Genomic DNA, 22,953 nt, shown 5'->3' on the forward strand with positions numbered 1-22,953 from the left:
CAGCAAGGCGTGATGTCGTGCGACCGCCCTGCGGCAAGGTGCGACCGGCGTGATCGGAACCCGTCATTCAGGAGGCATGCGCCTTGTTCGAAGTCATCACCATCAGCTTTGCCTTCCTGTTCGGTCTTCTGGTGCGACCCTTCGGGCTGCCGCCGCTGGTCGGGTTTCTCGCTGCGGGTTTCGCGATCAACATCTTCGGCCCGCCCCTGGGCCTGCCGGTCTACAGTGGCGAGGCGCTGGAGCATATCGCGCATCTGGGCGTGCTGATGCTGCTGTTCACCGTCGGGCTGAAGCTCAAGCTCAAGCAGATCGCGCAGCCGCAGGTGATCGGCGGGGCGCTGCTGCATTTCGCGATCTCGGTGCTGGTCTTCATGCCCGGCCTGAAGCTTTTCATGGGGCTCGACTGGAACACGGCGCTGCTGGTGGCGATCGCGCTTTCGTTCTCGTCGACGGTGCTGGCCGCGAAGCTGCTGGAGGCCAAGCGCGAACTGGGCGTCTTTCACGGCCGCACCGCCATCGGCATCCTGATCGTGCAGGACATCATCGCGCTCGTGGTGCTGGCCGTCTGGTCGGGCCAGACGCCGAATGTCTGGGCGTTGCTGGTCTTTGCCGTGCCGCTGTTGCGGCCGGTGCTGCACCGGCTGCTGGATCTTGCCGGGCATGACGAGCTGCTGGTGCTGATGGGCATGCTGCTGTCGCTGGTGATCGGCGGCATGGGCTTCGAGGCGATGGGCCTGTCGTCGGAGATCGGCGCGCTGGTGATCGGCGTGCTTCTGTCGACGCACAAGCGCGCCAAGGAACTGGGCGAATCGCTCTGGTCGCTCAAGGAGGTCTTCCTTGTGGGGTTTTTCCTGCAGATCGGTCTGACCGGGCTGCCGGACTGGGGGGCGCTGGCCTTCGCCGTCGCCGTCGGCATCGTGCTGCCGTTGAAGGGGGTGTTGTTCTTCGCCCTGCTCGCGGCGTTCAAGCTGCGGGCCCGCAGCGCCTTTCTGAGTGCGCTCAGCCTGACGGCCTATTCCGAGTTCGGGCTGATCGTGGCGGCGGGCGTGCTCCCGGAATTCCTGGTGCCGCTGGCGATCGCCGTGTCGATCTCGTTCGTGATCTCGGCGCCGCTGAACCGCTTCGCCCATCCGCTGTTCGAGCGGTTCGAGGAGCGCTTGCAGAGATACGAGCGCGACACGATCCATCCCGACGAGCAGCCCAAGGACATGGGCGATGCCGAGGTGCTGATCTTCGGCATGGGCCGCACCGGCAGCGCCGCCTACCAGAGGGCCGAGGAACAGGGTTTGAGGCCCGTCGGGCTCGACGCGGACCAGTACAAGACCGAGGCCCATGTCGCGGCCGGGCGCAACGTGCTTTTCGCCGATGCCGAGGACAGCAATTTCTGGCGCAGCTGCGATTTCCGAAAGATCCGGGCGGCGATCCTGGCGATGGACGATCTCGAGGCAAGGCTGATCGCCGCGCGCGGGCTGCGGCAGCGCGGCTTTACCGGGCCCATCGTGTCGCACGCCCTGTTCGAGTCCGACCAGCAAGAGTTGCGCGCGGCGGGGGCGGATTACACCTATCTGACCATGACCCAGGCCGGTGTCAGCCTCGCCGAGCAGACCGCGGACGTCCTCGGGCAGGGCTGAGGCGGCACTGGACAATGCCCGGGAATCCGGGTTGTCTCGGGCAAGACCCTGGAGGACCGCCATGACGACCGCGCTGATCACCCATGAAGACTGCCTTGCGCATGTGACGCCACCCGGCCACCCTGAACAGGTCGCCCGGCTGGAGCGGGTGCTTGCTGCGCTCGAGGGCAAGGACCTGGCGCGCGTCAGCGCCCCGCTGGCGGCCGAGGACGACCTGCTGCGGGTGCATCCCCGGTCGCATCTCGACGCGATCCGCGCCGCGGCCCCCGATAGCGGCTTTGCGCCGCTGGATGCCGATACATGGATGTCGCCCGGCACGCTGGCGTCGGCCTACCGCGCCGTGGGCGGCGCGCTGCGCGCCGTCGACCTCGTGCTGTCGGGCGAGGCGCGCAACGCGTTCGTCGCCGCCCGCCCGCCCGGCCATCACGCCGAGCGCGAGACGACGATGGGATTCTGCCTGTTCGGCACCGTCGCGGCGGCGGCGAAATATGCCCTCGATCATCACGGGCTGGGCCGCGTCGCGGTCGTGGATTTCGACGTGCATCACGGCAACGGCACGCAGGATCTGCTCGAGGACGATCCGCGCGCGCTGTTTGCATCAACGCACCAGTTCCCGCTCTGGCCCGGCACCGGGGCCGCGCACGAGACCGGCCCGCACGGCACGATCCTGAACGTGCCGCTCGCGCCGCGGTCGGGCAGCGCGGAGTTCCGCCGCGCCTGGGAAGAGACGGTCTTTCCGCGCGTCCGCGACTTCCGGCCCGAGCTGATCCTGGTTTCGGCGGGGTTCGACGCGCATCGTGCCGACCCGCTGGCCGAGCTGATGCTGGAGACCGAGGATTTCGCCTGGGTCACCGAGCGGCTGTGCGATCTGGCGGGCGAGTTGTGCGGGGGGCGTCTGGTAAGCTCGATGGAGGGTGGTTACGACCTCGACGCGCTTGCCGAAAGTGCGGCGGCGCATGTCGATGTGCTGATGGCGCGCGGTGCGGCCTGACGGCGTCAAAAAAGAGGCCCGGGCTCGCCTTGCCCTGTCCCGGGTCGAGGGTGGCCCCTTTCGCCTCGCCCGCAATCGCTGTATGACACGCCCCGCAACCCCCGCGCAGGAGGCATGATACACATGGGTTACAAAATCGCCGTCGTCGGCGCCACCGGCAATGTGGGCCGCGAAATGCTGAACATCCTCGCCGAGCGCGAGTTCCCGGTGGACGAGATCGCGGCGCTCGCGTCGCGCCGCAGCCTCGGGACCGAGATCAGCTTTGGCGACCGCACGCTCAAGACCCAGGATCTGGATGCGTTCGATTTCACCGGCTGGGATATCGCGCTGTTCGCGATCGGATCGGATGCCACCAAGACCTACGCCCCGAAGGCGGCCAATGCGGGCTGCGTGGTGATCGACAACTCGTCGCTTTACCGCTACGACCCCGACGTGCCGCTGATCGTGCCCGAGGTGAACGCCGACGCGGTGATGGGCTATTCCAAGAAGAACATCATCGCCAATCCCAACTGCTCTACCGCGCAGATGGTGGTGGCGCTGAAGCCGCTGCACGACCGGGCCCGGATCCGCCGCGTGGTCGTGTCGACCTACCAGTCGGTGTCCGGCTCGGGCAAGGAGGGCATCGACGAGCTTTGGGACCAGACCAAGGCCGTCTACAACCCCACCGACGATTACGAGGCGAAGGTGTACCCCAAGCAGATCGCGTTCAACGTGATCCCGCATATCGACGTTTTCCTCGAGGATGGGCAGACCAAGGAAGAATGGAAGATGGTCGCCGAGACCAAGAAGATCGTCGATCCGTCGATCAAGGTCACCGCGACCTGCGTGCGCGTGCCGGTCTTCGTGGGGCATGGCGAGGCGATCAATATCGAGTTCGAGGATCATCTCGACGAGGCCGAGGCGCGCGACATCCTGCGCGAGGCGCCGGGGATCATGGTGATCGACAAGCGCGAGGATGGCGGCTACGTCACGCCGATCGAATGCGTCGGCGACTTCGCCACCTTCATCAGCCGCATCCGCCAGGATTCGACGATTGATAACGGCATCAATCTGTGGTGCGTCAGCGACAACCTGCGCAAGGGCGCCGCGCTGAACGCGGTGCAGATCGCAGAGACGCTGGGTCAGCGGGTGCTGAAGAAGGGCTGATCGGTCGGGGGCAGGCGCAACGGTTCAGGCCAGGAGCCAATGCGCGGAATCAAGGCGCGGCACGCGCCGCTGCGCAGCGCACGACCGCCCCCTCGGGCGGGCGTTTCTGCAACGCTTCGATCTGGTGAAACCGGTGCAGTACTTGGCTGGCATAAAGTGCGTTGCGGACCTGTTGCAGCGCCCACCCGGCGGTCGGGCGCTGCGCGGCTCAGACCGACCGGGCGATCTGGCGCAGTTCGAATTTCTGGATCTTGCCCGTCGAGGTCTTGGGCAGATCCTGGAACACCACCGCCTTGGGTGTCTTGAACCCGGCCAGTTTCTCGCGCGCGAAGGCGATCAGCGCCTCTTCGGTCTCGGTCGCGCCGTCCTTCAACTCCACGAAGGCGCAGGGCACCTCGCCCCATTTCGGGTCGGGTTTCGCCACTACCGCGCACAGCAGCACGGACGGGTGGCGCATCATCACCCCCTCGACCTCGACGGAGCTGATGTTCTCGCCGCCCGAGATGATGATGTCCTTGGCGCGGTCGGCGATCTGCAGGTAACCGTCGGGATGCTGGATCGCGATGTCGCCGGAATGGAAATATCCGCCGCGGAACGCCTCCTGCGTGGCCTCGGGATTTTTCAGGTAGCCCTTCATCACCGGGTTGCCGCGGATCATGATCTCGCCCTGGGTCTTCCCGTCCATCGGGATCTGCTGCATCGTCTCGGGGTCCATCGCCGTGATGTCCTCCATCATCGGCATGGCGATGCCGGTGCGCGCCTTGATGGCGTAGCGCTCGTCATCCTGCAGATCGTTCCAGCGTTCCTGCCAGAGGCATTCGGTGACATGGCCGTAGGTTTCCGTCAGACCGTAGACCTGGGTGACCTGGAATCCTAGCGGCTCTATCGCCGCAAGCGTGGCGGCGGGGGGCGGGGCCCCGGCGGTGAACACGTCGACCACGTGATCGAACTCGCGCCGGTCCTCGGGCTTGGCGTTGACGATGGTGTTGAGCACGATGGGCGCCGCACCGAAATGCGTGACGCCCTCGTCGGCGATGGCGTCGTAGATCGCCTTGGCGGTGATGTCGCGGCAGCCCACCACGGTGGCCCCCAGCATCGGCATCAGCCAGACATGGTTCCAGTTGTTGCAGTGAAAGAGCGGCACGATGGTCAGGTATCGCGCATAGCGTGGCAATTGCCAGCTGACGACGGTGCCCATGGTCATCAGGTAGGTGCCGCGATGATGGCAGACCACGCCCTTGGGCTTGCCGGTGGTCCCGGACGTGTAGTTCAGCGCGAGGCTTTCCCATTCGTCCTGCGGCATGATCCACGCGAATTCCGCGTCGCCGGTGGCGAGCAGGTCCTCGTATTCGGTGTAATGCCCGTGGGCATGCACCCCGGCCTCGTCATCGGCCACCTCGATGATCTTCGGCGGGGTCCGCTCCATCAACTCGGTGGCCTGCATCAATGTGGGCAGGAATTGCGGATCGCACAGGATCACCTTCGCCTCGCCGTGATCGAGGATATAGGCGATGGTATCGGCATCCAGCCGGGTGTTGATGGTGTTGAGCACGCCCCCGCAGGCCGGCACGCCGAAATGCGCCTCGGCATGAGCGGGCAGGTTGGGCAGCAGGGTCGCCACCACGTCGCCCGGTTTCACCCCGAGCTTGACGAGGGCCGAGGCCAGCCGCGAGACGCGCTCGTGATACTCGGCATAGCTGCGGCGGGTGCCGTGATAGACCAGCGCCTCGCGATCCGGGTAGACCTGCGCCGCGCGCTTGAGAAACGACAGCGGCGTCAGCGGCACGAAGTTCGCCTCGCACCGCTCCAGCCCGGTCTCGTCTTTCATCCAGCCCATGAACCCCTCCCTGATTCTCTCCGCTCCCGTTCAGCAGAGCGTAGGGAATTCGGGTGGGCTTTCAAAGCAATAGATCGGCCGGGGTCACAGCCCCAGCTTGGCCGAGACGATCTCGTTGACGGCCTTGGGGTTGGCCTTGCCGCCGGTGGCCTTCATCACCTGCCCGACGAACCAGCCCGCCAGCTTGGGGTTGGCTTGCGCCTTTTCGACCTGCGCGGGGTTTGCAGCGATGATCTCGTCCACCGCCTGCTCAATGGCGCCGGTATCGGTGACCTGTTTCATGCCGCGCGCCTCGACGATCTCTTCGGGATCACCGCCCTCGGTGTAGACGATCTCGAAGACGTCCTTGGCGATCTTGCCCGAGATGGCGTCGGATTTGATCAGCCGGACGATGGCGGCCAGCTGCGCCGGGGATACCGGGCTGTCCTCGATGGCGTGGTCCTCTTTCTTGAGGCGGCCGAACAGCTCGTTGATGACCCAGTTCGCGGCCAGCTTGCCGTCACCGGCCTCTGCCGCGACCGCCTCGAAATAGGCGGCGTTGGCGAGATCCGCGGTCAACACGGAGGCGTCGTATTCGTTCAGGGCGAAATCCAGCACGAAGCGTGCCTTCTTGGCATCGGGCAATTCCGGCAGGGTGGCCTTGATGGCGTCGACCCAGGCCTGCTCGATCTCCAGCGGCAGCAGGTCGGGGTCGGGGAAGTAGCGGTAATCATGCGCCTCTTCCTTGTTGCGCATCGAGCGGGTCTCGTTGCGGTCGGGATCGTAGAGGCGGGTTTCCTGCACCACCGCGCCGCCCGATTCCACGATGGCGATCTGGCGGCGGGCCTCGTGATCGATCGCCATCTGGATGAACCGCATGGAGTTCATGTTCTTGATCTCGCAGCGGGTGCCGAGATGCGAGAAATCCTGGGTCTCCTGGTATTTCTCGTACTGGCCCGGGCGGCAGACCGAGACGTTCACGTCCGCGCGCAGGCTGCCGTTCTGCATGTTGCCGTCGCAGGTGCCGAGGTAGCGCAGGATCTGGCGCAGCTTGGTGATATAGGCGGCGGCTTCTTCGGGGCCGCGGATGTCGGGGCGGCTGACGATCTCCATCAGGCAGACGCCGGTGCGGTTGAGATCGACGAAGGAGGCGGTCGGATCCATGTCGTGAATGGATTTGCCGGCGTCCTGTTCCATGTGGATCCGCTCGATCCGGACGTTGCGGGCGATGCCCGGTTCCATGTCCACCAGGATCTCGCCCTCGCCGACCAGCGGGTGGTAAAGCTGGCTGATCTGGTAGCCTTGCGGCAGGTCCGGGTAGAAGTAGTTCTTGCGATCGAACGCCGACCACAGGTTGATCTGCGCGTTGAGGCCCAGCCCGGTGCGTACCGCCTGTTCGACGCAGAACTCGTTGATCACGGGCAGCATGCCGGGCATCGCCGCATCGACGAAGGAGACGTTCGAGTTGGGCTCGGCCCCGAAGCGGGTGGAGGCGCCGGAGAAAAGCTTGGCGTTCGAGGTGACCTGCGCGTGCACCTCCATGCCGATCACCAGTTCCCAGTCGTGTTTCGCCCCGGCGATAATCTTCGGTTTGGGCGCTTCATAGGTGAGATCCAGCATCGCGCGGCTCCATGTTCGGGTTTGGGGCGGGTTTTACGTGGCGCGGGCCGCGTGGACAAGGGCCTCGCGTTCCGAAGGGCTGCTGTCATCACACCGACAGGGGAAGCCGAAATTCTTGCCACGGCGACCGGGGGATCCGGCGCGAACGCGGTTTCGGTATCCGGAACTGGCGGAAAATGGAGACATGGTCGGGCTGAGAGGATTCGAACCTCCGACCCCCTGCTCCCGAAGCAGGTGCGCTACCAGGCTGCGCCACAGCCCGACCGTGACATGTCGCGTATACGGCGTATCGGGCCTTTGCAAGAGGGATCTGGCGGCCGCGGCGCGCCGCCGACGCGCTATTGCCCCTGCTGTTGCCCTCGGTCCTGCGTCGCAGACCCGAGGCGCGTGTCGCATGGGGGTGGTGCCGCCGTCGATCGCTTGCGCGCGCCATGCCGGATGCCATCTCTCGAAAGATCACCGGAAAATCCGGATGGATCGGGCAACGGCGTGATGCTAGTCTGCTGGTGCCGGTTCCTTTTTCCCGGCGGGGCGTTCACGACGTCCGACCCCCGCCATGACAGGGTGCCTTTCATGGCATCCCCGGCTGTGACGCGGTTCTCGAAAATGACCTTCAGGAAAAAGAAAAGAAGGAAAAGACTGCATGCCGATCTTCGACTTCCTCTCCGGCCAGTTCATCGACGTCATCCACTGGACCGCCGATGCCCGCGACACCATGGTCTGGCGGTTCGACCGCGAGGGCCACGAGATCAAGTACGGCGCCAAGCTGACGGTGCGCGAGGGGCAGGCGGCGGTGTTCGTCCACGAGGGGCAGTTGGCGGATGTCTTCACCCCCGGGCTCTACATGCTGGAAACCAACAACATGCCGGTGATGACCTCGCTGCAGCACTGGGATCACGGCTTTCGCTCGCCCTTCAAGTCCGAGATCTACTTCGTCGCCACCACGCGCTTCACCGATCTGAAATGGGGCACCAAGAACCCGATCATGCTGCGCGACCCGGAATTCGGCCCGACCCGCATCCGCGCCTTCGGCACCTACACCGCGCGCGTGTCGGACCCCGCGCGGTTCATGGCCGAGATCGTCGGCACGGATGGCGAGTTCACGATGGACGAGATCAGCTTCCAGATCCGCAACATCATCGTGCAGGCGTTCAGCCGGATCATCGCCGGCTCGGGCATCCCGGTGCTCGACATGGCCGCCAACACCCACGATCTGGGCAAGCTGGTGGCCGCAGAGATCACCGCAGTGGTCGCCGAGTACGGGCTGGAGATCCCCGAATTCTACATCGAGAACATCTCGCTGCCGCCGGCGGTCGAACAGGCGCTCGACAAGCGGACCTCGATGGGGCTGGCGGGTGATCTGGCCAAGTTCACGCAATATTCCACCGCCGAGGCGATGACCGCGGCGGCCACGACCACGTCGGGCGGCGGCGGCATCGGCGCCGGTCTGGGCATGGGGATGGGCATGGCGATGGCGCAGCGGATGGCCGATCAGGGGACAGGGCAGGGCGCGCAGGCAGGTCCGCAATCCGGCCCGTGGGGCGCGCGCCCCGAAGGTGTCGCCCCGCCGCCGCCCCCGCCGCCGGTCGAGCATGTCTGGCACATCGCCGAGAACGGCCAGACGCACGGCCCCTATTCCAAGGCCCGGCTGGGGCGCATGGTGACCGAAGGTGGCCTGATGCGCGACACCCATGTCTGGACCGCCGGTCAGGACGGCTGGAAGCGCGCCGAGGATGTGACCGAGCTGGCGCAGCTATTCACCGTGATGCCGCCACCGCCGCCGGGGGCCTGAGCCGATGCGCCGACATGTCACCATCACGCTGCACTGGCTGAACCTTCTGCTCTTGCTGTTCGTGCTGGGCGATGGCGGGGCGACGACGTGGCTGTCGCTGGTCTATGCCGCCTCGGCGCTGACGATGTGCGCAGCGGCGCTGGTCCTCGGGCTGATGAACGGGCCGGGGCCGAAGCTGGAAGGCCCGGTGCGCGCGGCGCATCCGTGGCTGCATCGCGGGCTTTACCTGCTGCTGGCTTGGGGGGCCGTGGCGCTGGTGGCCGAAACCTTCGGCCTGCCGCTGCCCGGCCCCGAGGCGCGCACGCTTCTGCTGGCGCTGCTCGCGGTGGTCGCGCTGCACGCCACGTTCAACCTCTGGCGGCACACGGCCCTCGGGGACGGTGCGTTGCGGCGGATCACGCCGCGCGCCATCCACCACATCCTCTGAACAAACGATGTCAGAGACACCGCCCCCCGCGCCGGCCGTGACCGAGCACCGCTTCCCCTGCGCGGCCTGCGGCGCGGATTACCGCTATGATCCGGGCGCGCATCAGCTGGTCTGCGAGCATTGCGGCGACATCGCCCGGATCCAGAGCGGCGGCCCCTGGCAGGGCGGCATCCGCGAGCTGGACTTCGCCAAAGCCCTGCGCGACCAGTTGCCCGCGCAGGAGATGGAGGAGACCCGCGTCACCGCTTGCACAAGCTGCGGCGCGCAGGTGGAACTGGGCACCGATACCCACGCCACCGAATGCCCGTTCTGCGCCTCGCCCGTGGTGACGGGGACCGGCACGCATCGCCATGTCAAGCCGCGCGCGCTTTTGCCCTTCGCGCTGGACGAGGGCGCCGCGCGGCAGGCAATGACCGACTGGCTGGGCGGGCTGTGGTTCGCGCCGAACGGATTGCAGGCCTATGCGCGCAAGGGCCGGCGGATGCAGGGCATCTACGTGCCCTACTGGACTTTCGACGCTTTCTCCGAGTCGGATTACCGCGGCGAGCGCGGCACCGTCTATTACGTCACCCGCACCGTCATCCGCGACGGCAAGCGCCAGACAGTCCGCGTGCCCAAGGTCCGCTGGCGCGGCGTCTCGGGGCGGGTGGCGCGGGCCTTCGATGACGTGCTCGTAATGGCCTCGACCGCGCTGCCGAAGGAGTTCGCCGACGGGCTGGAGCCGTGGGATCTTTCGGCGCTGGAACCCTACGCGCCGGAATACCTCGCCGGGTTCCGGGCCGAAGGTTATTCCGTACCGATCGAGGCGGGTTTTGTACAAGCCCGGCAGAAGATGGACGCGGTGATCGCCCGCGACGTGCGCTTCGATATCGGTGGCGACCGGCAGCGCATCCACGATATCGACACGCGGCTCGACCGCGTCACGTTCAAGCATGTGCTGCTGCCGGTCTGGCTGGCCGCCTACAAGTATCGCGGGCAGACCTACCGCTTCGTCGTCAACGCCCGCACCGGCCGCGTGCAGGGCGAACGCCCGTGGTCGGCTTGGAAAATCGCGGCGGCCGTCGGGCTTGGCGCGCTGGTCGCGGCCGGCCTGGGATACGTCCTTGCGGTCGAGCAGGGCGGGTTCTGACGGGTCAGCCGCGCTGGATTTCCACCTTGCGCCCCTTGGGACCTTCGGTCTCGCGGCGCGGGATCGTCAGGTGCAACACGCCATCCTTCAGCGTCGCCGCGACCTTGTCGCCATCGGCATCGGGCGGCAGGCGGAACGACCGGCTGAAGGCGCCGTACTGACGCTCTGTGAAGAACCAGGTCTCGCCTTTTTCCTCGCGCGCGTCGGTCTTCTCGCCCTTCACCGTGACCATGCCGTCATGCACCGAAAGATCGATGTCCTTCTCTTCGACGCCGGGCAGTTCCATGGTGATCCGGTAGGCCGTACTGTCCGACGACGCATCCGAGGCCGGCGCCAGCCATTCCGCCATGCGTGTCCCGAGATTGCGCAGCGGCTCATAGACCTGGGGCCAGAATCCGGCCGGTTGCGATTTTTCGATCATCCTTGATCTCCTTCGTGATGTTGAGTGAAATGGAGGATAAATCGAGGTCGCGGATCCCGGCCTTAACCCGCGTCAAGCCGAACACAGGATTGCCATGCGCGCCCTTCTGCAACGTGTCTCTCACGCCGCCGTCGCCGTGGACGGCGAGACGATCGGCCAATGCGGTCCCGGCCTGCTGATCCTCGTCTGCGCGATGCGGGGCGACACGGACGCCGAGGCCGACAGGCTGGCCGCGCGGATCGCCAAGCTGCGGATATTCGAGGACGCGGACGGCCGGATGAACCGCTCGATTCTCGACACGGGTGGTGAGGCGTTGATCGTCAGCCAGTTCACCCTCGCCGCGGACACGGCGCGCGGCAATCGTCCCGGGTTCTCGGGCGCCGCCGCACCGGAAGAGGGGCGTCACCTATATGAACGGTTTGCCGAGCGGATCGCGGCGCTCGGCATTCCCGCAGAGACCGGACGCTTCGCGGCGAAGATGGAGGTGAGCCTGCTCAATGACGGGCCGGTCACGATCTGGATGGAAAGCTGAACCGGGGGCGGGCCGCGGCGGTCAGCCCATCCAGTCGGCAAGCGCCGCGACGGCCGGGGCGAGGAGGGTCTCGGGGTCGATCGCATTCGTCGGCACGCCTTGCGCCGCGAGCGCATCTGTGACGTCGGACCCCGCTGCGGCGGCGGCGATCACCGCTACGCTCTGGCCCAGCCAATAGGGCCGTGCCGCGGCCAGTTCCGCCCCGAGAAGGTGCCCCGAGATCGCCGCGCTGTCGCCGGTGACCTCGGCGCTGCGCAGATGCGCGGCAAGACGTTCGGGGCGGCTCAGGCTGTCGCTCAGCGCGGTCATGTCCGGAGCTGTCGTGCCCCCGAGGGTCGCGGCAAGGCGCGGGCTGAGGAAGCTCTGGCAACTGACGGCCTCGCCGGCGCTGAGATGCACCCAGTGGCGCACGTCGCCGGCCAGCACGCAGGCGATACCCTCCCAGTTGGGCCGGTCCCGCACGACGCCCAGAAGCAACAGCCGCGTCCAGCCGTCGATCACGTCGGGCGGGGTTTTCTGGATCAGCCCGGCCAGACCCTGCCGCGCCGCATCCGGCAGAAGCGGCGCGGGCAGGGCATCCGGCTGGCCCTCGCCGACGCGCAGGAGCCGGCCGGGCACGGTCCCGAGGGCGGCGAGCGCGGACGCGCTGTCGGTCCCGTCGGCCGCGCGCATCACCGCCGTGCCGCTCAGCGCGAAGGCCCGCGCCCGCGTTCCATCATGCCCGACAAGCGCCCAATCGTTCACCGCCCGTGGCCCAGCTGGGCGACGAGACCCGACATGTCGTAGCCCGCCTGCCCGGTGGCGCGCAGGATCTCGTCGCCGCCGAGGGTCTCGATATGCGTCAGGCTCCACATCACCGTGCAGCGGGTGCCGCTGCGGCAGTAGGCGAGGATCGGCTTGGGCAGGGCCTCGTAGGCGGCGCGGAACGCCTCGGCATCGGCCTCTGTCATGTGCCCCGAGACGATCGGCACCGACCGGATCCTCAGGCCGCCTTCCTCGGCGGCGCGGGCCACGTCGTCATATCCCGGTTGACCGGGATCCTCGCCATCGGGGCGATTGCACAGGATGGACTGAAATCCGGCGGCCTTGATGGCGGGCATGTCGTCGGGGATGATCTGCGGCGAGACGAAGAAATCGTCGGTGATCCGGCGCGGGTCCATGGGGCCTCCTTGGCGATGCTTTGTCCCGGCTATGGGGGCGAATCGCCCGAAAGATCAAGAACGGGTGCGGCTTGCCGTGCCACGATCGCCGCGCTATGACTGCGACACAGGACGGAACGGAAAGGGCCGCAAGCATGAGCGATCTGCCGGGTATCGTGATCACCGGGGCCTCGGGCCGCATGGGGCGCATGCTGGTTCGGACGGTGTCCGACAGCCCGCACGCGCGGCTGATCGGCGCGGTCGAGCGGCCCGGCCATGATTGGATCGGGCGCGATGTCGGGGCCGCCATGGGGGGCACGGACCTGGGGGTCACGGTGACCGACGATCCGCTCGAGGTGGTGGCCCGCGCCCATGCGGTGATCGATTTCACCAGCCCCGAGGCGAGTGTCGAGATGGCGACGCTGACCGCGCAGGCGCGTGTCGTGCATGTCATCGGCACCACGGGTTTCGACGAGGGCCAACTGAAGAAACTGGACGCTGCCGCCCGACATGCAGTGATCGTGCGCGCCGGCAACATGTCGCTTGGCGTGAACCTGCTGACGCAACTGACCCGCAAGGTTGCCGCCGCGCTCGACGAGGATTTCGACATCGAGATCGTCGAGGCGCATCACAACCGGAAGGTCGACGCGCCCTCGGGCACCGCGCTGATGCTGGGCGAGGCGGCGGCGGACGGGCGCGGCGTGGCGCTGAGCGCGGTGCGGGACGCCGCGCGCGACGGCCTCACCGGCAAGCGTGAACGCGGCCATATCGGGTTTTCCGCGATCCGCGGCGGCGATATCGTGGGCGAGCATGACGTGATCTTCGCCGCCACCGGCGAACGCATCGTGCTGCGGCACGTGGCGACCGACCGGGCGATCTTCGCGCGGGGCGCGCTCAAGGCGGCGCTCTGGGGGCAGGGGCGCAGGCCGGGCAGCCATGACATGCTCGACGTGCTCGGACTGGGCGAAGACTGATCCGAGACCGCTTGCAGCGCGTATCCGTGATAACCAGATATTCAAGTATCTGTGATAAACAGGCATTACAGATGTTGGAGAGATCACGATGCGTACACTGCTATCAATCATTCTCGTGAGCGTCCTGGCGATGCCCGCGATGGCCGACGGGTTCAGCCAGATCAAGGACAAGTCGCAGTTCGTGTCGCTGATGAAGGGGCGCGACCTGACGCGGTTCGGCATTCGCGTTAACGTTACTCCCGATGGCGACATCAAGGGGCGCGCCTTTGGCAGCAATGTCAGCGGCGAATGGCGTTGGGACGGCTCATATTTCTGCCGTGACCTCTATTGGGGGGATCAGAATCTCGGGGCGAATTGCCAGGCCGTGGAACTCAAGGGCAATACGGTCCGTTTCACCTCGGATCAGGGTCGCGGACGTCACGCGGATCTCTATCTGCGGTAACGGGTGATTTTACCCGGAATTCGGATGCCACGGGCGATCGATCAGAAGTCGATCGCGCGTCCCATTATCTCCCAATCCCCGTAGCGTGCCGGGTCGAGGCCTTCGCGGCGCCCGCCAAGCTCGACCGGGAGGTCGGGATCCTGCATTGCCTTGCGACGTGCTTCCGCTTCTTGCAGCGCACGGCGAGCCGCGGGCGACAGGTTTTGTGTATCTGCCGCGGGCGACAGGTTTTGCGTGTCTTCGGTGCTCATGATCGACCTTTCCACCATGTCTCATCGTTGATATATCCCGCGCCTGCCGTTTCGCCAAGGACATGCCGATGAAAACCCACGTTCCGACGCCGCGCGCGGCCGCAGTCCAGCTTCTCGACCAGGTGCTGGGAGAGGGCCGGCTGATGTCCGACCTGCTGGCCGGGGGCGCGCTTCAGACCTTGCTCCCGGCGGATCGGGCGCGGGCGCAACGGCTGGCCGGCGACACGCTGCGCGGGCTTGAACGCGCCGACCGGCTGCTGGCGAAACACTTGCGCAAGGCGCCGCCCCTGCCGGTGCGCAACGTGCTGCGCGCGGCCACGGTAGAGCTTGCCCTGGGCGGCGATGCGCATGGCGTCGTCAACGAGGCGGTCGAGATCGTCGGTCGGCATCGGCGGCACAACCGCCTCAAGGCGCTTGTCAACGCGGTCCTGCGCAAGCTGGTGGACGAGGCCCCGGCGAAATGGCGCGATCTGCGCCAGCCCGGCCTGCCCGGCTGGCTGCGCGAGCCGCTGGTCGCGGCGTGGGGCAAGGCCGCGGTCGCGGCGATGGAGCGGGCGCATTTTGCCGGGGCGCCGCTCGATCTGACGGTGAAATCCGACGCGGCCGCATGGGCCGACCGGCTGGGCGGCACGGTGCTGCCGACCGGATCGGTCCGACTGTTTGAGGCGCCGCAGATCTCGACCCTGCCGGGATACGACACGGGCGACTGGTGGGTGCAGGATGCCGCCGCCGCGGTCCCGGTCAAGGTCTTGGCCCCGCAGGAGGGCGAGCGGGTGCTCGATCTCTGCGCGGCGCCGGGGGGCAAGACCCTGCAACTGGCCGCTATGGGCGCGCAGGTCACGGCCCTGGATATATCCGAGCGGCGGATGGCGCGGGTGACCGAGAACCTTGCGCGGACGGGGCTGACGGCGGAGTGTGTCACCGGCGACGCGCTTGCGCATCAGGGCCAGTATGACGCGATCCTGTGCGACGCGCCCTGTTCGGCGACCGGCACGATCCGCCGCCATCCCGACCTGCCGCATGCCAAGGACGGCACCGAGTTCGGCGCGCTGATCGATCTGCAGGCGGCGATGATCGATCACGCGCTGACGCTTCTCACGCCCAGCGGGCGGCTGGTCTTCTGCACCTGTTCGCTGCTGCCCGACGAGGGCGAATGCCAGGTCGAGGCCGCGCTGGATCGCCATCCCGGCCTGCGGGTGGATCGCGCGGCGCTCGACCTGCCGGGGATGGATCCGGCATGGATCACCGAAGAGGGCGGGCTGCGCCTGCGGCCCGATCACTGGCCCGAGCTGGGCGGCATGGACGGGTTCTACATCGCCTGCCTGCGCATCTGAGGCCGGCAATCAGGCGATGACGCCGCAGCACGGGTCGTCTAAGGTCCGTCCCGATGACCCCGAGGCCCTGTGAGGCGTCCCATGTTCGACCGTGACAGCCTGTCAGCGCGATGGACGCGCGCCGCCAACCGCATCGCCGCACGGCGTGCGGCGCTGCGCCTTGCGCCGACGCGGCTGATTTTGCGCCCCGAGCCGCGCTGCATCGGATCGCCGGAGCGCGGCGCGCAAATCCGCGACGGGCGCTTCATCGTCGCGGGACATATGGTCGAGGCGTCGAACACCCCGATCTGGGACATAGCGCCCGCCGATGCCGCCTTTGCCGCCGAAATGCACGGCTTTGGCTGGCTCGACGATCTTGCGGCCCTTGCCGACCGGGCTGCGCAGGAGCGCGCGCAGGCATGGACGTGGCAGTGGATCGCGCGGTGTGGCGCGGGCGGCGGCCCGGGATGGACGCCGGAATTGACCGGGCGGCGTCTGATCCGCTGGATCGCGCATGCCGATTTCCTGTTGCGCGCCCAGCCCGAAATGGCGCAGCGGCGGTATTTTCGGGCGCTCGCCCGGCAGGCCGTGTTCCTGCACCGGCGCTGGCCGGCCGCCGCACCGGGGCTGCCGCGCTTCGAGGCGGTGAGCGGCCTGATCCACGCGGGTGTGGCGCTGGAGGGGATGCAGGGGCTGTTGCCCCCGGCGTGCACTGCGCTGTCGCGCGATTGCGACCGCGAGATCGACGAGGGCGGCGGTATCGCGTCTCGCAACCCCGAGGAATTGCTGGAAATCTTCGCACTGCTCACATGGGCGGCGCAGATCCTTGGCGATGCGGGACATCCCGTCGAGGACGCGCATTGGCGCGCGGTCGAGCGGATCGCGCCGACGCTGCGCACGCTGCGCCACGCCGATGGCGGGCTGGCGCGGTTCCATGGCGGTGGGCGGGGGCTTGCCGGGCGTCTGGACGGGGCGCTGGCGACAAGCGGGGTCAAGGCGCGCCGCGCGGACGGGAGGGCGATGGGATTCGTCCGGCTGAGCGCGGGGCGCACCAGCGTCATCGTCGATGCCGCGGCCCCGCCGCGCGGCGCGGCCGCGATCCACGCGCATGCCTCGACACTGGCCTTCGAGCTGACCTCGGGGCGGCGGCCGCTGATCGTCGGTTGCGGGGCCGGCGCGCGCTTCAGGCTCGAATGGCGGCGCGCCGGGCGCGCCACGCCGTCGCATTCGGCGCTGGTGCTCGACGGCGGATCGAGCGCGCGGCTGAGCCTTGACCCCCGCCATCCCGACCGGCTGGACGACGGGCCGCGCAACGTCTTCGCCCGCGTGTCGAAAACCGCGCGGCGCCTGCGCTTCGAGGGGGCGCATGACGGCTATCTGCGCGCGCACGGGCTGACGCATATGCGCAGCCTCGATTTGTCGGCGGACGGGCGGACGCTGTCCGGCGAGGACGCGGTGCTTGCGGTCGAGGAGGCCGCACGGCGGCGTTTCGACCGGCTGCGCCATGGCGACCACCCGCGTGATGTACCGTTCGAGATACGGTTCCACCTGCACCCGGAGGTCGAGACGGACCTCGCGCCCGGCGGCAGCGCCGTCTTCGTGACGCTGCGCAGCGGCGAGATCTGGGTGTTCCGGGGCGACGGGCAGACCGCTTTGGCCTTGCACCCCAGCGTCTATCTTGAAAAGACACGCCTGACGCCGCGCGCGTCCGGGCAGATCGTCCTGTCGGGCCGCGCGCTGGATCACGCGACCCGCATCAGGTGGTCGCTGGCCAAGGCGGACGAGACCCCGGTCGGCATCCGCGATGTCGCCGAGGCCGTGCCCGAGCCCGCGACCGAGGATTGAAGCTGCCAGAACCCGACCCAGGACCAGGACAGGACCGACATACGATGACCGATCTCGCGCCCGTGACCCGCGCCCTTCTTTCCGTCTCCGACAAGACCGGACTGGTCGATCTGGCGCGCGCGCTGGCGGGTCGCGGCGTCGAGATCCTGTCGACCGGCGGCACCGCGCGCAGCTTGCGCGAGGCGGGCCTCGCGGTGCGCGACGTGGCCGAGGTGACGGGCTTTCCCGAGATGATGGACGGGCGTGTGAAAACACTGCACCCGATGGTGCATGGCGGGCTTCTGGCGCTGCGCGACGACGCGGGTCACGTGGCCGCGATGGAGGCGCACGGCGTGGCGCCGATCGATCTTCTGGTGGTCAACCTCTACCCGTTCGAGGAGACGGTCGCCAAGGGCGCGGATTACGCCACGGCAATCGAGAATATCGATATCGGCGGTCCGGCGATGATCCGCGCGGCGGCCAAGAACCATGCCTTCGTCAATGTCGTGGTGGATGTCGCGGATTACACAGCCCTGCTGGCCGAGCTCGAGGCGCATGACGGTCAGACGTCCTATGCCTTCCGGCAGCGGCTGGCACTGACCGCCTACGGGCGCACCGCCGCCTATGACGCGGCGGTCAGCACCTGGATGGCCGAGGCGCAGGGCGAGGCCGCACCGCGCCGCCGCAGCTTTGGCGGGACGCTGGCGCAGACGCTGCGCTATGGCGAGAACCCGCACCAGGGGGCGGCGTTCTACGTGGACGGGTCGTCCCAGCCCGGTGTTGCCACCGCCCGGCAGGTGCAGGGCAAGGAACTGAGCTACAACAACATCAACGACACCGATGCGGCGTTCGAACTGGTCAGCGAATTCGATCCCGAGGGCGGCCCGGCCTGCGCGATCATCAAGCACGCCAATCCCTGCGGCGTGGCGCGCGGGGCCAGCCAGATCGCGGCCTGCAAGGCCGCGTTCGATTGCGACCGCACCAGCGCGTTCGGCGGCATCGTCGCGCTCAACCAGCCGCTCGACGCCGCCACGGCCGAAGAGATTTCCGGGATCTTCACCGAGGTGGTGATCGCGCCCGGGGCCGATGACGCGGCCCTGGGTATTTTTGCCGCGAGGAAGAACCTGCGTCTGCTTCTGACCGATGGTCTGGCCGACCCCGCGAGCGCCGCGCGGATGGTGAGGCAGGTGTCGGGCGGCTACCTCGTGCAGGACAAGGATGCGGGGCGGATCACGGCGGACGAACTGCGCGTCGTCACCCGCCGCGCGCCGACCGAGGCCGAGATGGCGGACATGCTCTTCGCGTGGAAGGTCGCGAAACACGTGAAATCCAACGCCATCGTCTACGTCAAGGATGGCGCGACGGTGGGCATCGGCGCCGGCCAGATGAGCCGCGTGGACAGTTGCCGGATCGCGGCGAGCAAATCGCAGGACATGGCCGAAGCGCTTGGCCTGCCCACGCCACTGACGCAGGGCAGCGTCGTGGCCTCGGACGCGTTCTTTCCGTTCGCCGACGGGCTGATGGCCGCGGCAGAGGCGGGGGCGACGGCGGTCATTCATCCCGGCGGATCGATGCGCGACGACGAGGTGATCGCGGCCGCCGACGCGGCGGGTCTGGCGATGGTGCTGACCGGCCTGCGCCACTTCCGGCACTGAGCCGCGCATGCGACTGTTCTACTGGAGCGCATTCTGGGTCTTCCTGCTGGATCAGGCGACGAAATATTACGTCGTGCATGTCATGGATCTGCGCCTTGTCGGGCGGATCGACGTGCTGCCGCCCTATCTCAACCTGCGAATGGCGTGGAATACCGGGATCAATTTCGGCCTGCTGGCGGGCGATGCCGCACTGACCCGGTGGATCCTGATCGCCGTGGCGCTGCTCATCTCGGGCGTGGTGATCTGGTGGGTGCATCGCGAGCCGCTTGGGGCGTGGCAAAGGCTGACCGCGGGGCTGTTGCTGGGCGGGGCGATCGGCAACGTGATCGACCGTCTGGTCTATGGCGCGGTGGCGGATTTCATCAACATGTCCTGTTGCGGGATCGACAATCCCTATGCGTTCAACGTGGCCGATGTCGCGGTCTTTGCAGGGGCCCTGGGGCTTGTCGTGGCGCCGGGGGGCAAAAAGCCCTCGTGACCTCGGATCAGGAATGCGATAGAGACAGCAAAGATTGCAGGGGAGTGGCGATGAGCATGCCGCGCAAGAGCGTTCTGATCCTTCTGGTCGCCACCATCGTGGCTGGCTGCGCGCCGCGTGACGGGGACGTGACGCTGACCCGGATCCGAAATACCGGAAACGGTCCGGACGAGTTCTCGGTGCTGCCCGGCAAGCCGCTGGAACCGCCCCAGGACGTCACGCGCCTGCCCGCACCGGCCCCCGGCGCGCCCAACCGGACCGACCAGACCCCGCTGGCCGACGGGGCGGCGGCATTGGGGGGCACGCGGCGCGGGGCCGGCGGCGCGCCGGATCCGCGCAACGCGGCGCTTGTCAACCACGCCACCCGGTATGGCGGCGATCCCGCGATCCGGCAGATCCTCGCGCGGGAGGACCGGGAGATCCGGCGCAGACACGGACGTGTCAACATCCTCGGCATCCTGCCGGGCGACGACTACGTACAGGCCTATCGCCGGCAATGGCTGGACGCCCACGCCGAAGAACGCCGCCTGCGCAATCGCGGCGTGAAGACGCCGGCAAGCCCGCCCCCTGCCGATCGCTGAGAGGGAGCCGGCCAACGCCTGCGGCGGACAAGGGCCGGGGGCGTTGAAACATGACAGTCGCGGCGTATGTTGTGACCAGATGTTCACCGCGCAGGGGATCCCGCCTATGCCCAAACCGCTCGCCTTGCTTTTCGCCGTCGCCCTATCGCTGTCGCTTTCCGGCGCCGTGCTCGCCTCGGACAACGTGACCTCTTTCCAGCTTGAGAACGGCATGGACGTCGTGGTGATCGAGGATCATCGCGCGCCGGTGGTCACCCACATGGTCTGGTACCGCGCCGGCGCCGCGGACGAGCCGCCCGGGCAGTCGGGCATCGCGCATTTTCTCGAACACCTGATGTTCAAGGGCACCGAGACCCTCGCGCCGGGCGAGTTTTCCGCGGCCGTCGCGCGCAACGGTGGCTCCGACAACGCCTTTACGAGCCAAGATTATACCGCGTATTTTCAACGGATTGCCGCGGACAGGCTGGACCTCGTGATGGGGATGGAGGCGGATCGTATGGAAAACCTGCGTCTGGCCGAGGCCGACGTGCGGACCGAGCGCGAGGTGATCATCGAAGAGCGCAATCAGCGGGTCGAGAACAGTCCCTCGGCGCTGCTGCGCGAACAGAAAACCGCCGCGCAGTATCTCAATCATCCCTACGGCGTGCCGATCATCGGCTGGCGCCACGAGATCGACACGCTCGACCGCGAAGCGGCGCTGAAGTTCTACGAAAAGTATTACGCGCCCAACAACGCGATCCTGGTGGTCGCCGGGGACGTGACGCCCGACGAGGTGCGGACGCTGGCCCAAGAGCATTACGGCGCGATCCCGGCCAATTCCGATCTGCCGCCGCGCGCCCGGCCGCAAGAGCCGCCGCAACAGGCCGAGCGCCGCGCGATGATGCGCGATGCGCGCGTCTCGCAGCCCTACGTGACGCGGTCCTACCTGGCACCGGAGCGTGACAGCGGTGATCAGCAGGAGGCGGCCGCACTTTACCTTCTGTCGCAGATCCTGGGCGGTGGCCAGACATCGGTGCTGAACCAGCGCCTTCAGATAGAAGATAAAATCGCCGTTCAGGTGGGGGCGTGGTATTCCGCGACATCGCTTGACAGCACGACCTTCGACTTCGTCGTGGTACCCGCCGCCGGTGTCACGCTGGAGCAAGCCGAAAGCGCGCTCGACGAGGTGATGACCGAATTCGTCGAGACCGGGCCGAAGCCCGAGCAACTGGAGCGCATCAAGCTGCAATTGCGCGCCGAAGAGATCTACGAGCGTGACGATGCCGCCGGGCTGGCGCGACGCTACGGCCGCGCGCTGACCTCTGGTCTGACGGTCGAAGATGTACAGAACTGGCCCGAAATCCTGCAAGACACGACCGCCGATCAGATCGTCGAGGCCGCGCAGCGCGTGCTCGACCGGCAGGCATCGGTTACCGGTCAGTTGCGTGCCCCGGAGGTGACACAATGAAACATCTGCTTTTCGGCCTTGCCCTGATGATGGCAGCGCTGCCCGCGAAGGCGGCAATCGAGATCGAGGAGGTGACCACCGAAGGCGGGCTCGACGCGTGGCTGGTCGAGGATCATTCGATTCCCTTCGTGGCGCTGGAAATCCGGTTTCGCGGCGGGGCCTCGCTGGACGCGCCCGACGCGCGCGGGGCGACCAACCTGATGGTGGGGCTGCTCGAAGAGGGCGCCGGCGACCTGAGTGCGCAGGAGTTTGCCCGAGCGCGCGATTCGCTGGCCGCCAAATTCTCTTACAATGTGAGCGACGACGCGGTGTCGGTCTCGGCGCAGATGTTGACCGAGAACCGCGACGAGGCGGCCGCGCTGCTGCGGTCGAGCCTTGTCGCGCCGCGCTTTGACGAGGCCGCGATCGAGCGGGTGCGCGGCCAGGTGCTGTCGGGTCTGCGATCGGCGCAGACCGATCCGCGCGACAAGGTCAGCCGCGCCTTCGACGAGCTCGTTTTCGGCGATCATCCTTATGGCAGCCCGCTGGAGGGCACCATGGACAGCGTCGAGGCGCTGACCCGCGCCGATATCGCGGCCGCGCACGAGACCGCGCTGACCCGTGAGCGGGTCTATATCAGCGCGGTCGGCGACATCACCGCCGAAGAGCTTGGCCCGCTGCTGGACAATCTTCTGGGGGATTTGCCGCAGGAGGGCGCGCCGCTGCCCGACGCCGCAGATCTCGACCTGCCCGGCGGCGTTCAGGTGACCGAGTTCGAGACGCCGCAATCCATCGCCGCCTTTGCGCAGGCCGGCGTCGAGCGCGAGGATCCGGATTTCTTCGCGGCCTATGTCCTCAACCACATCCTGGGCGGCGGCGGGTTCGAAAGCCGTCTGGTCACCGAGGTGCGCGAGAAGCGCGGGCTGACCTACGGGGTCTATTCCTACCTTTCGGACAAGGATGCAGCGCAACTTTGGGCCGGGTCGGTGTCGTCGGCCAACGATCGCGTGGCCGAGGCGATCACCGTCATCCGGGACGAGTGGGCGCGGCTGCGCAATGAGGGCGTCACCGAGGAGGAACTGCGCGACGCCAAGACCTATCTCACCGGGGCCTATCCGCTGCGATTCGAGGGCAACAGCCAGATCGCGAATATCGCCGTGAGCATGCAGATGGACGGGTTGTCGCCCGATTACATCGCCAATCGCAATGACATGGTCGAGGCCGTCACGCTGGAGGAGATCAACCGCGTGGCGCGCGAACGCCTGAATCCCGAGCAGCTGACCTTCGTGGTGGTCGGTCAGCCCGAGGGCCTCGATGAGACGATCAATTGACGCGGCGCGCGTCGAAGATGGCGTGGTGAGCGCG

Annotated in this window: 22 protein-coding genes and 1 tRNA gene; 16 read left to right on the forward strand and 7 right to left on the reverse strand. The window is 67.5% G+C overall.

Annotated elements, in window-relative coordinates; translation table 11 throughout:
- Positions 1 to 83 precede the first annotated feature (83 nt).
- The 3 genes from V8324_RS09600 (at position 84) to V8324_RS09610 (ending at position 3,768) form a co-directional block, all read left to right on the forward strand.
- Complete coding sequence (locus V8324_RS09600; RefSeq protein ID WP_336419716.1) at positions 84 to 1,631, forward strand: cation:proton antiporter domain-containing protein; 1,548 nt, start codon at positions 84 to 86, stop codon at positions 1,629 to 1,631.
- A 61-nt stretch (positions 1,632 to 1,692) separates the two neighbouring features.
- Complete coding sequence (locus tag V8324_RS09605; protein ID WP_336419717.1) at positions 1,693 to 2,622, forward strand: histone deacetylase family protein; 930 nt, start codon at positions 1,693 to 1,695, stop codon at positions 2,620 to 2,622.
- Positions 2,623 to 2,745: 123 nt separating this feature from the next.
- Complete coding sequence (locus tag V8324_RS09610; RefSeq protein ID WP_336419718.1) at positions 2,746 to 3,768, forward strand: aspartate-semialdehyde dehydrogenase; 1,023 nt, start codon at positions 2,746 to 2,748, stop codon at positions 3,766 to 3,768.
- Positions 3,769 to 3,976: 208 nt separating this feature from the next.
- Here V8324_RS09610 and V8324_RS09615 read toward each other — a convergent pair whose 3' ends face one another.
- The 3 genes from V8324_RS09615 to V8324_RS09625 all read right to left on the reverse strand — a co-directional run bounded on the left by V8324_RS09615 (position 3,977) and on the right by V8324_RS09625 (position 7,466).
- Complete coding sequence (locus tag V8324_RS09615; RefSeq protein ID WP_336419719.1) at positions 3,977 to 5,605, reverse strand: AMP-binding protein; 1,629 nt, start codon at positions 5,603 to 5,605, stop codon at positions 3,977 to 3,979.
- An 84-nt stretch (positions 5,606 to 5,689) separates the two neighbouring features.
- Positions 5,690 to 7,204, reverse strand: a complete 1,515-nt coding sequence (gatB, locus tag V8324_RS09620; RefSeq protein WP_336419720.1) for an Asp-tRNA(Asn)/Glu-tRNA(Gln) amidotransferase subunit GatB — start codon at positions 7,202 to 7,204, stop codon at positions 5,690 to 5,692.
- A gap of 185 nt (positions 7,205 to 7,389) precedes the next feature.
- Positions 7,390 to 7,466 (reverse strand) — tRNA-Pro (locus tag V8324_RS09625).
- A 381-nt stretch (positions 7,467 to 7,847) separates the two neighbouring features.
- Between V8324_RS09625 and V8324_RS09630 the strand changes: the two genes are divergently transcribed.
- Genes V8324_RS09630 through V8324_RS09640 form a run of 3 tightly spaced genes read left to right on the forward strand, consistent with a single transcriptional unit; the run spans position 7,848 to position 10,552 of the window.
- The gene (locus tag V8324_RS09630; RefSeq protein ID WP_336419721.1) at positions 7,848 to 8,996 is read left to right on the forward strand and encodes an SPFH domain-containing protein; all 1,149 of its coding nucleotides are present in this window, start codon (positions 7,848 to 7,850) and stop codon (positions 8,994 to 8,996) included.
- A gap of 4 nt (positions 8,997 to 9,000) precedes the next feature.
- Positions 9,001 to 9,423 (forward strand): hypothetical protein, encoded by a 423-nt coding sequence (locus tag V8324_RS09635; RefSeq protein ID WP_336419722.1) that lies wholly within the window; start codon positions 9,001 to 9,003, stop codon positions 9,421 to 9,423.
- 7 nt (positions 9,424 to 9,430) lie between these two features.
- A complete protein-coding gene (locus V8324_RS09640) occupies positions 9,431 to 10,552 on the forward strand; it encodes a primosomal protein N' (replication factor Y) - superfamily II helicase (protein ID WP_336419723.1) in 1,122 nt (373 codons plus the stop codon).
- A 4-nt stretch (positions 10,553 to 10,556) separates the two neighbouring features.
- On the opposite strand, the gene V8324_RS09645 is transcribed toward V8324_RS09640, so the two are convergent.
- A complete protein-coding gene (locus V8324_RS09645; protein ID WP_336419724.1) occupies positions 10,557 to 10,973 on the reverse strand; it encodes an Hsp20/alpha crystallin family protein in 417 nt (138 codons plus the stop codon).
- A gap of 94 nt (positions 10,974 to 11,067) precedes the next feature.
- Between V8324_RS09645 and dtd the strand changes: the two genes are divergently transcribed.
- A complete protein-coding gene (dtd, locus tag V8324_RS09650) occupies positions 11,068 to 11,505 on the forward strand; it encodes a D-aminoacyl-tRNA deacylase (RefSeq protein WP_336419725.1) in 438 nt (145 codons plus the stop codon).
- Between the two features lie 21 nt (positions 11,506 to 11,526).
- Here dtd and V8324_RS09655 read toward each other — a convergent pair whose 3' ends face one another.
- Together V8324_RS09655 and V8324_RS09660 are read right to left on the reverse strand one after the other, a co-directional pair.
- Entirely contained in the window at positions 11,527 to 12,249 is a 723-nt protein-coding gene (locus V8324_RS09655; RefSeq protein WP_336419726.1) for a 2-dehydro-3-deoxygalactonokinase, read from the reverse strand.
- Positions 12,246 to 12,665: a TIGR01244 family sulfur transferase gene (locus V8324_RS09660; RefSeq protein WP_336419727.1), complete on the reverse strand. Its 420-nt coding sequence runs from the start codon at positions 12,663 to 12,665 to the stop codon at positions 12,246 to 12,248. The genes V8324_RS09655 and V8324_RS09660 overlap by 4 nt, the downstream gene beginning before the upstream one ends.
- 134 nt (positions 12,666 to 12,799) lie before the next feature.
- Between V8324_RS09660 and dapB the strand changes: the two genes are divergently transcribed.
- Positions 12,800 to 13,618: a 4-hydroxy-tetrahydrodipicolinate reductase gene (dapB, locus tag V8324_RS09665; RefSeq protein WP_336419728.1), complete on the forward strand. Its 819-nt coding sequence runs from the start codon at positions 12,800 to 12,802 to the stop codon at positions 13,616 to 13,618.
- A gap of 88 nt (positions 13,619 to 13,706) precedes the next feature.
- Positions 13,707 to 14,060, forward strand: a complete 354-nt coding sequence (locus V8324_RS09670) for a dihydrodipicolinate reductase (RefSeq protein WP_336419729.1) — start codon at positions 13,707 to 13,709, stop codon at positions 14,058 to 14,060.
- A 41-nt stretch (positions 14,061 to 14,101) separates the two neighbouring features.
- On the opposite strand, the gene V8324_RS09675 is transcribed toward V8324_RS09670, so the two are convergent.
- Positions 14,102 to 14,311, reverse strand: a complete 210-nt coding sequence (locus tag V8324_RS09675; protein WP_336419730.1) for a DUF1674 domain-containing protein — start codon at positions 14,309 to 14,311, stop codon at positions 14,102 to 14,104.
- 62 nt (positions 14,312 to 14,373) lie between these two features.
- Here V8324_RS09675 and V8324_RS09680 point away from each other — a divergent pair, with 62 nt between their 5' ends.
- The 7 genes from V8324_RS09680 to V8324_RS09710 all read left to right on the forward strand — a co-directional run bounded on the left by V8324_RS09680 (position 14,374) and on the right by V8324_RS09710 (position 22,919).
- Positions 14,374 to 15,645: an RsmB/NOP family class I SAM-dependent RNA methyltransferase gene (locus V8324_RS09680; protein ID WP_336419731.1), complete on the forward strand. Its 1,272-nt coding sequence runs from the start codon at positions 14,374 to 14,376 to the stop codon at positions 15,643 to 15,645.
- Between the two features lie 81 nt (positions 15,646 to 15,726).
- Entirely contained in the window at positions 15,727 to 17,469 is a 1,743-nt protein-coding gene (locus V8324_RS09685) for a heparinase II/III family protein (RefSeq protein WP_336419732.1), read from the forward strand.
- 44 nt (positions 17,470 to 17,513) lie between these two features.
- Positions 17,514 to 19,103: a bifunctional phosphoribosylaminoimidazolecarboxamide formyltransferase/IMP cyclohydrolase gene (gene purH, locus V8324_RS09690; RefSeq protein ID WP_336419733.1), complete on the forward strand. Its 1,590-nt coding sequence runs from the start codon at positions 17,514 to 17,516 to the stop codon at positions 19,101 to 19,103.
- 7 nt (positions 19,104 to 19,110) lie between these two features.
- Positions 19,111 to 19,581 (forward strand): signal peptidase II, encoded by a 471-nt coding sequence (lspA, locus tag V8324_RS09695; protein WP_336419734.1) that lies wholly within the window; start codon positions 19,111 to 19,113, stop codon positions 19,579 to 19,581.
- Positions 19,582 to 19,631: 50 nt separating this feature from the next.
- Positions 19,632 to 20,162: a DUF3035 domain-containing protein gene (locus tag V8324_RS09700; RefSeq protein ID WP_336419735.1), complete on the forward strand. Its 531-nt coding sequence runs from the start codon at positions 19,632 to 19,634 to the stop codon at positions 20,160 to 20,162.
- 106 nt (positions 20,163 to 20,268) lie between these two features.
- A complete protein-coding gene (locus tag V8324_RS09705) occupies positions 20,269 to 21,609 on the forward strand; it encodes a M16 family metallopeptidase (RefSeq protein ID WP_336419736.1) in 1,341 nt (446 codons plus the stop codon).
- Complete coding sequence (locus V8324_RS09710) at positions 21,606 to 22,919, forward strand: M16 family metallopeptidase (RefSeq protein ID WP_336419737.1); 1,314 nt, start codon at positions 21,606 to 21,608, stop codon at positions 22,917 to 22,919. Before V8324_RS09705 ends, V8324_RS09710 begins: the two co-directional genes overlap by 4 nt.
- Positions 22,920 to 22,953: the final 34 nt, after the last annotated feature.

The sequence above is a fragment of the Roseovarius sp. D22-M7 genome (assembly GCF_037083785.1).
GTDB lineage: Bacteria > Pseudomonadota > Alphaproteobacteria > Rhodobacterales > Rhodobacteraceae > Roseovarius.

Bases quoted from the DNA above. Each gene is read 5' to 3' on its own strand.
- V8324_RS09605 (WP_336419717.1), top strand. From the start codon at position 1,693: ATGACGACCGCGCTGATCACCCATGAAGACTGCCTTGCGCATGTGACG.
- V8324_RS09610 (WP_336419718.1), top strand. From the start codon at position 2,746: ATGGGTTACAAAATCGCCGTCGTCGGCGCCACCGGCAATGTGGGCCGC.
- V8324_RS09615 (WP_336419719.1), bottom strand. From the start codon at position 5,605: ATGGGCTGGATGAAAGACGAGACCGGGCTGGAGCGGTGCGAGGCGAAC.
- gatB (WP_336419720.1), bottom strand. From the start codon at position 7,204: ATGCTGGATCTCACCTATGAAGCGCCCAAACCGAAGATTATCGCCGGG.
- V8324_RS09630 (WP_336419721.1), top strand. From the start codon at position 7,848: ATGCCGATCTTCGACTTCCTCTCCGGCCAGTTCATCGACGTCATCCAC.
- V8324_RS09635 (WP_336419722.1), top strand. From the start codon at position 9,001: ATGCGCCGACATGTCACCATCACGCTGCACTGGCTGAACCTTCTGCTC.
- V8324_RS09640 (WP_336419723.1), top strand. From the start codon at position 9,431: ATGTCAGAGACACCGCCCCCCGCGCCGGCCGTGACCGAGCACCGCTTC.
- V8324_RS09645 (WP_336419724.1), bottom strand. From the start codon at position 10,973: ATGATCGAAAAATCGCAACCGGCCGGATTCTGGCCCCAGGTCTATGAG.
- dtd (WP_336419725.1), top strand. From the start codon at position 11,068: ATGCGCGCCCTTCTGCAACGTGTCTCTCACGCCGCCGTCGCCGTGGAC.
- V8324_RS09660 (WP_336419727.1), bottom strand. From the start codon at position 12,665: ATGGACCCGCGCCGGATCACCGACGATTTCTTCGTCTCGCCGCAGATC.
- dapB (WP_336419728.1), top strand. From the start codon at position 12,800: ATGAGCGATCTGCCGGGTATCGTGATCACCGGGGCCTCGGGCCGCATG.
- V8324_RS09670 (WP_336419729.1), top strand. From the start codon at position 13,707: ATGCGTACACTGCTATCAATCATTCTCGTGAGCGTCCTGGCGATGCCC.
- V8324_RS09675 (WP_336419730.1), bottom strand. From the start codon at position 14,311: ATGAGCACCGAAGACACGCAAAACCTGTCGCCCGCGGCAGATACACAA.
- V8324_RS09680 (WP_336419731.1), top strand. From the start codon at position 14,374: ATGCCGATGAAAACCCACGTTCCGACGCCGCGCGCGGCCGCAGTCCAG.
- V8324_RS09685 (WP_336419732.1), top strand. From the start codon at position 15,727: ATGTTCGACCGTGACAGCCTGTCAGCGCGATGGACGCGCGCCGCCAAC.
- purH (WP_336419733.1), top strand. From the start codon at position 17,514: ATGACCGATCTCGCGCCCGTGACCCGCGCCCTTCTTTCCGTCTCCGAC.
- lspA (WP_336419734.1), top strand. From the start codon at position 19,111: ATGCGACTGTTCTACTGGAGCGCATTCTGGGTCTTCCTGCTGGATCAG.
- V8324_RS09700 (WP_336419735.1), top strand. From the start codon at position 19,632: ATGAGCATGCCGCGCAAGAGCGTTCTGATCCTTCTGGTCGCCACCATC.
- V8324_RS09705 (WP_336419736.1), top strand. From the start codon at position 20,269: ATGCCCAAACCGCTCGCCTTGCTTTTCGCCGTCGCCCTATCGCTGTCG.
- V8324_RS09710 (WP_336419737.1), top strand. From the start codon at position 21,606: ATGAAACATCTGCTTTTCGGCCTTGCCCTGATGATGGCAGCGCTGCCC.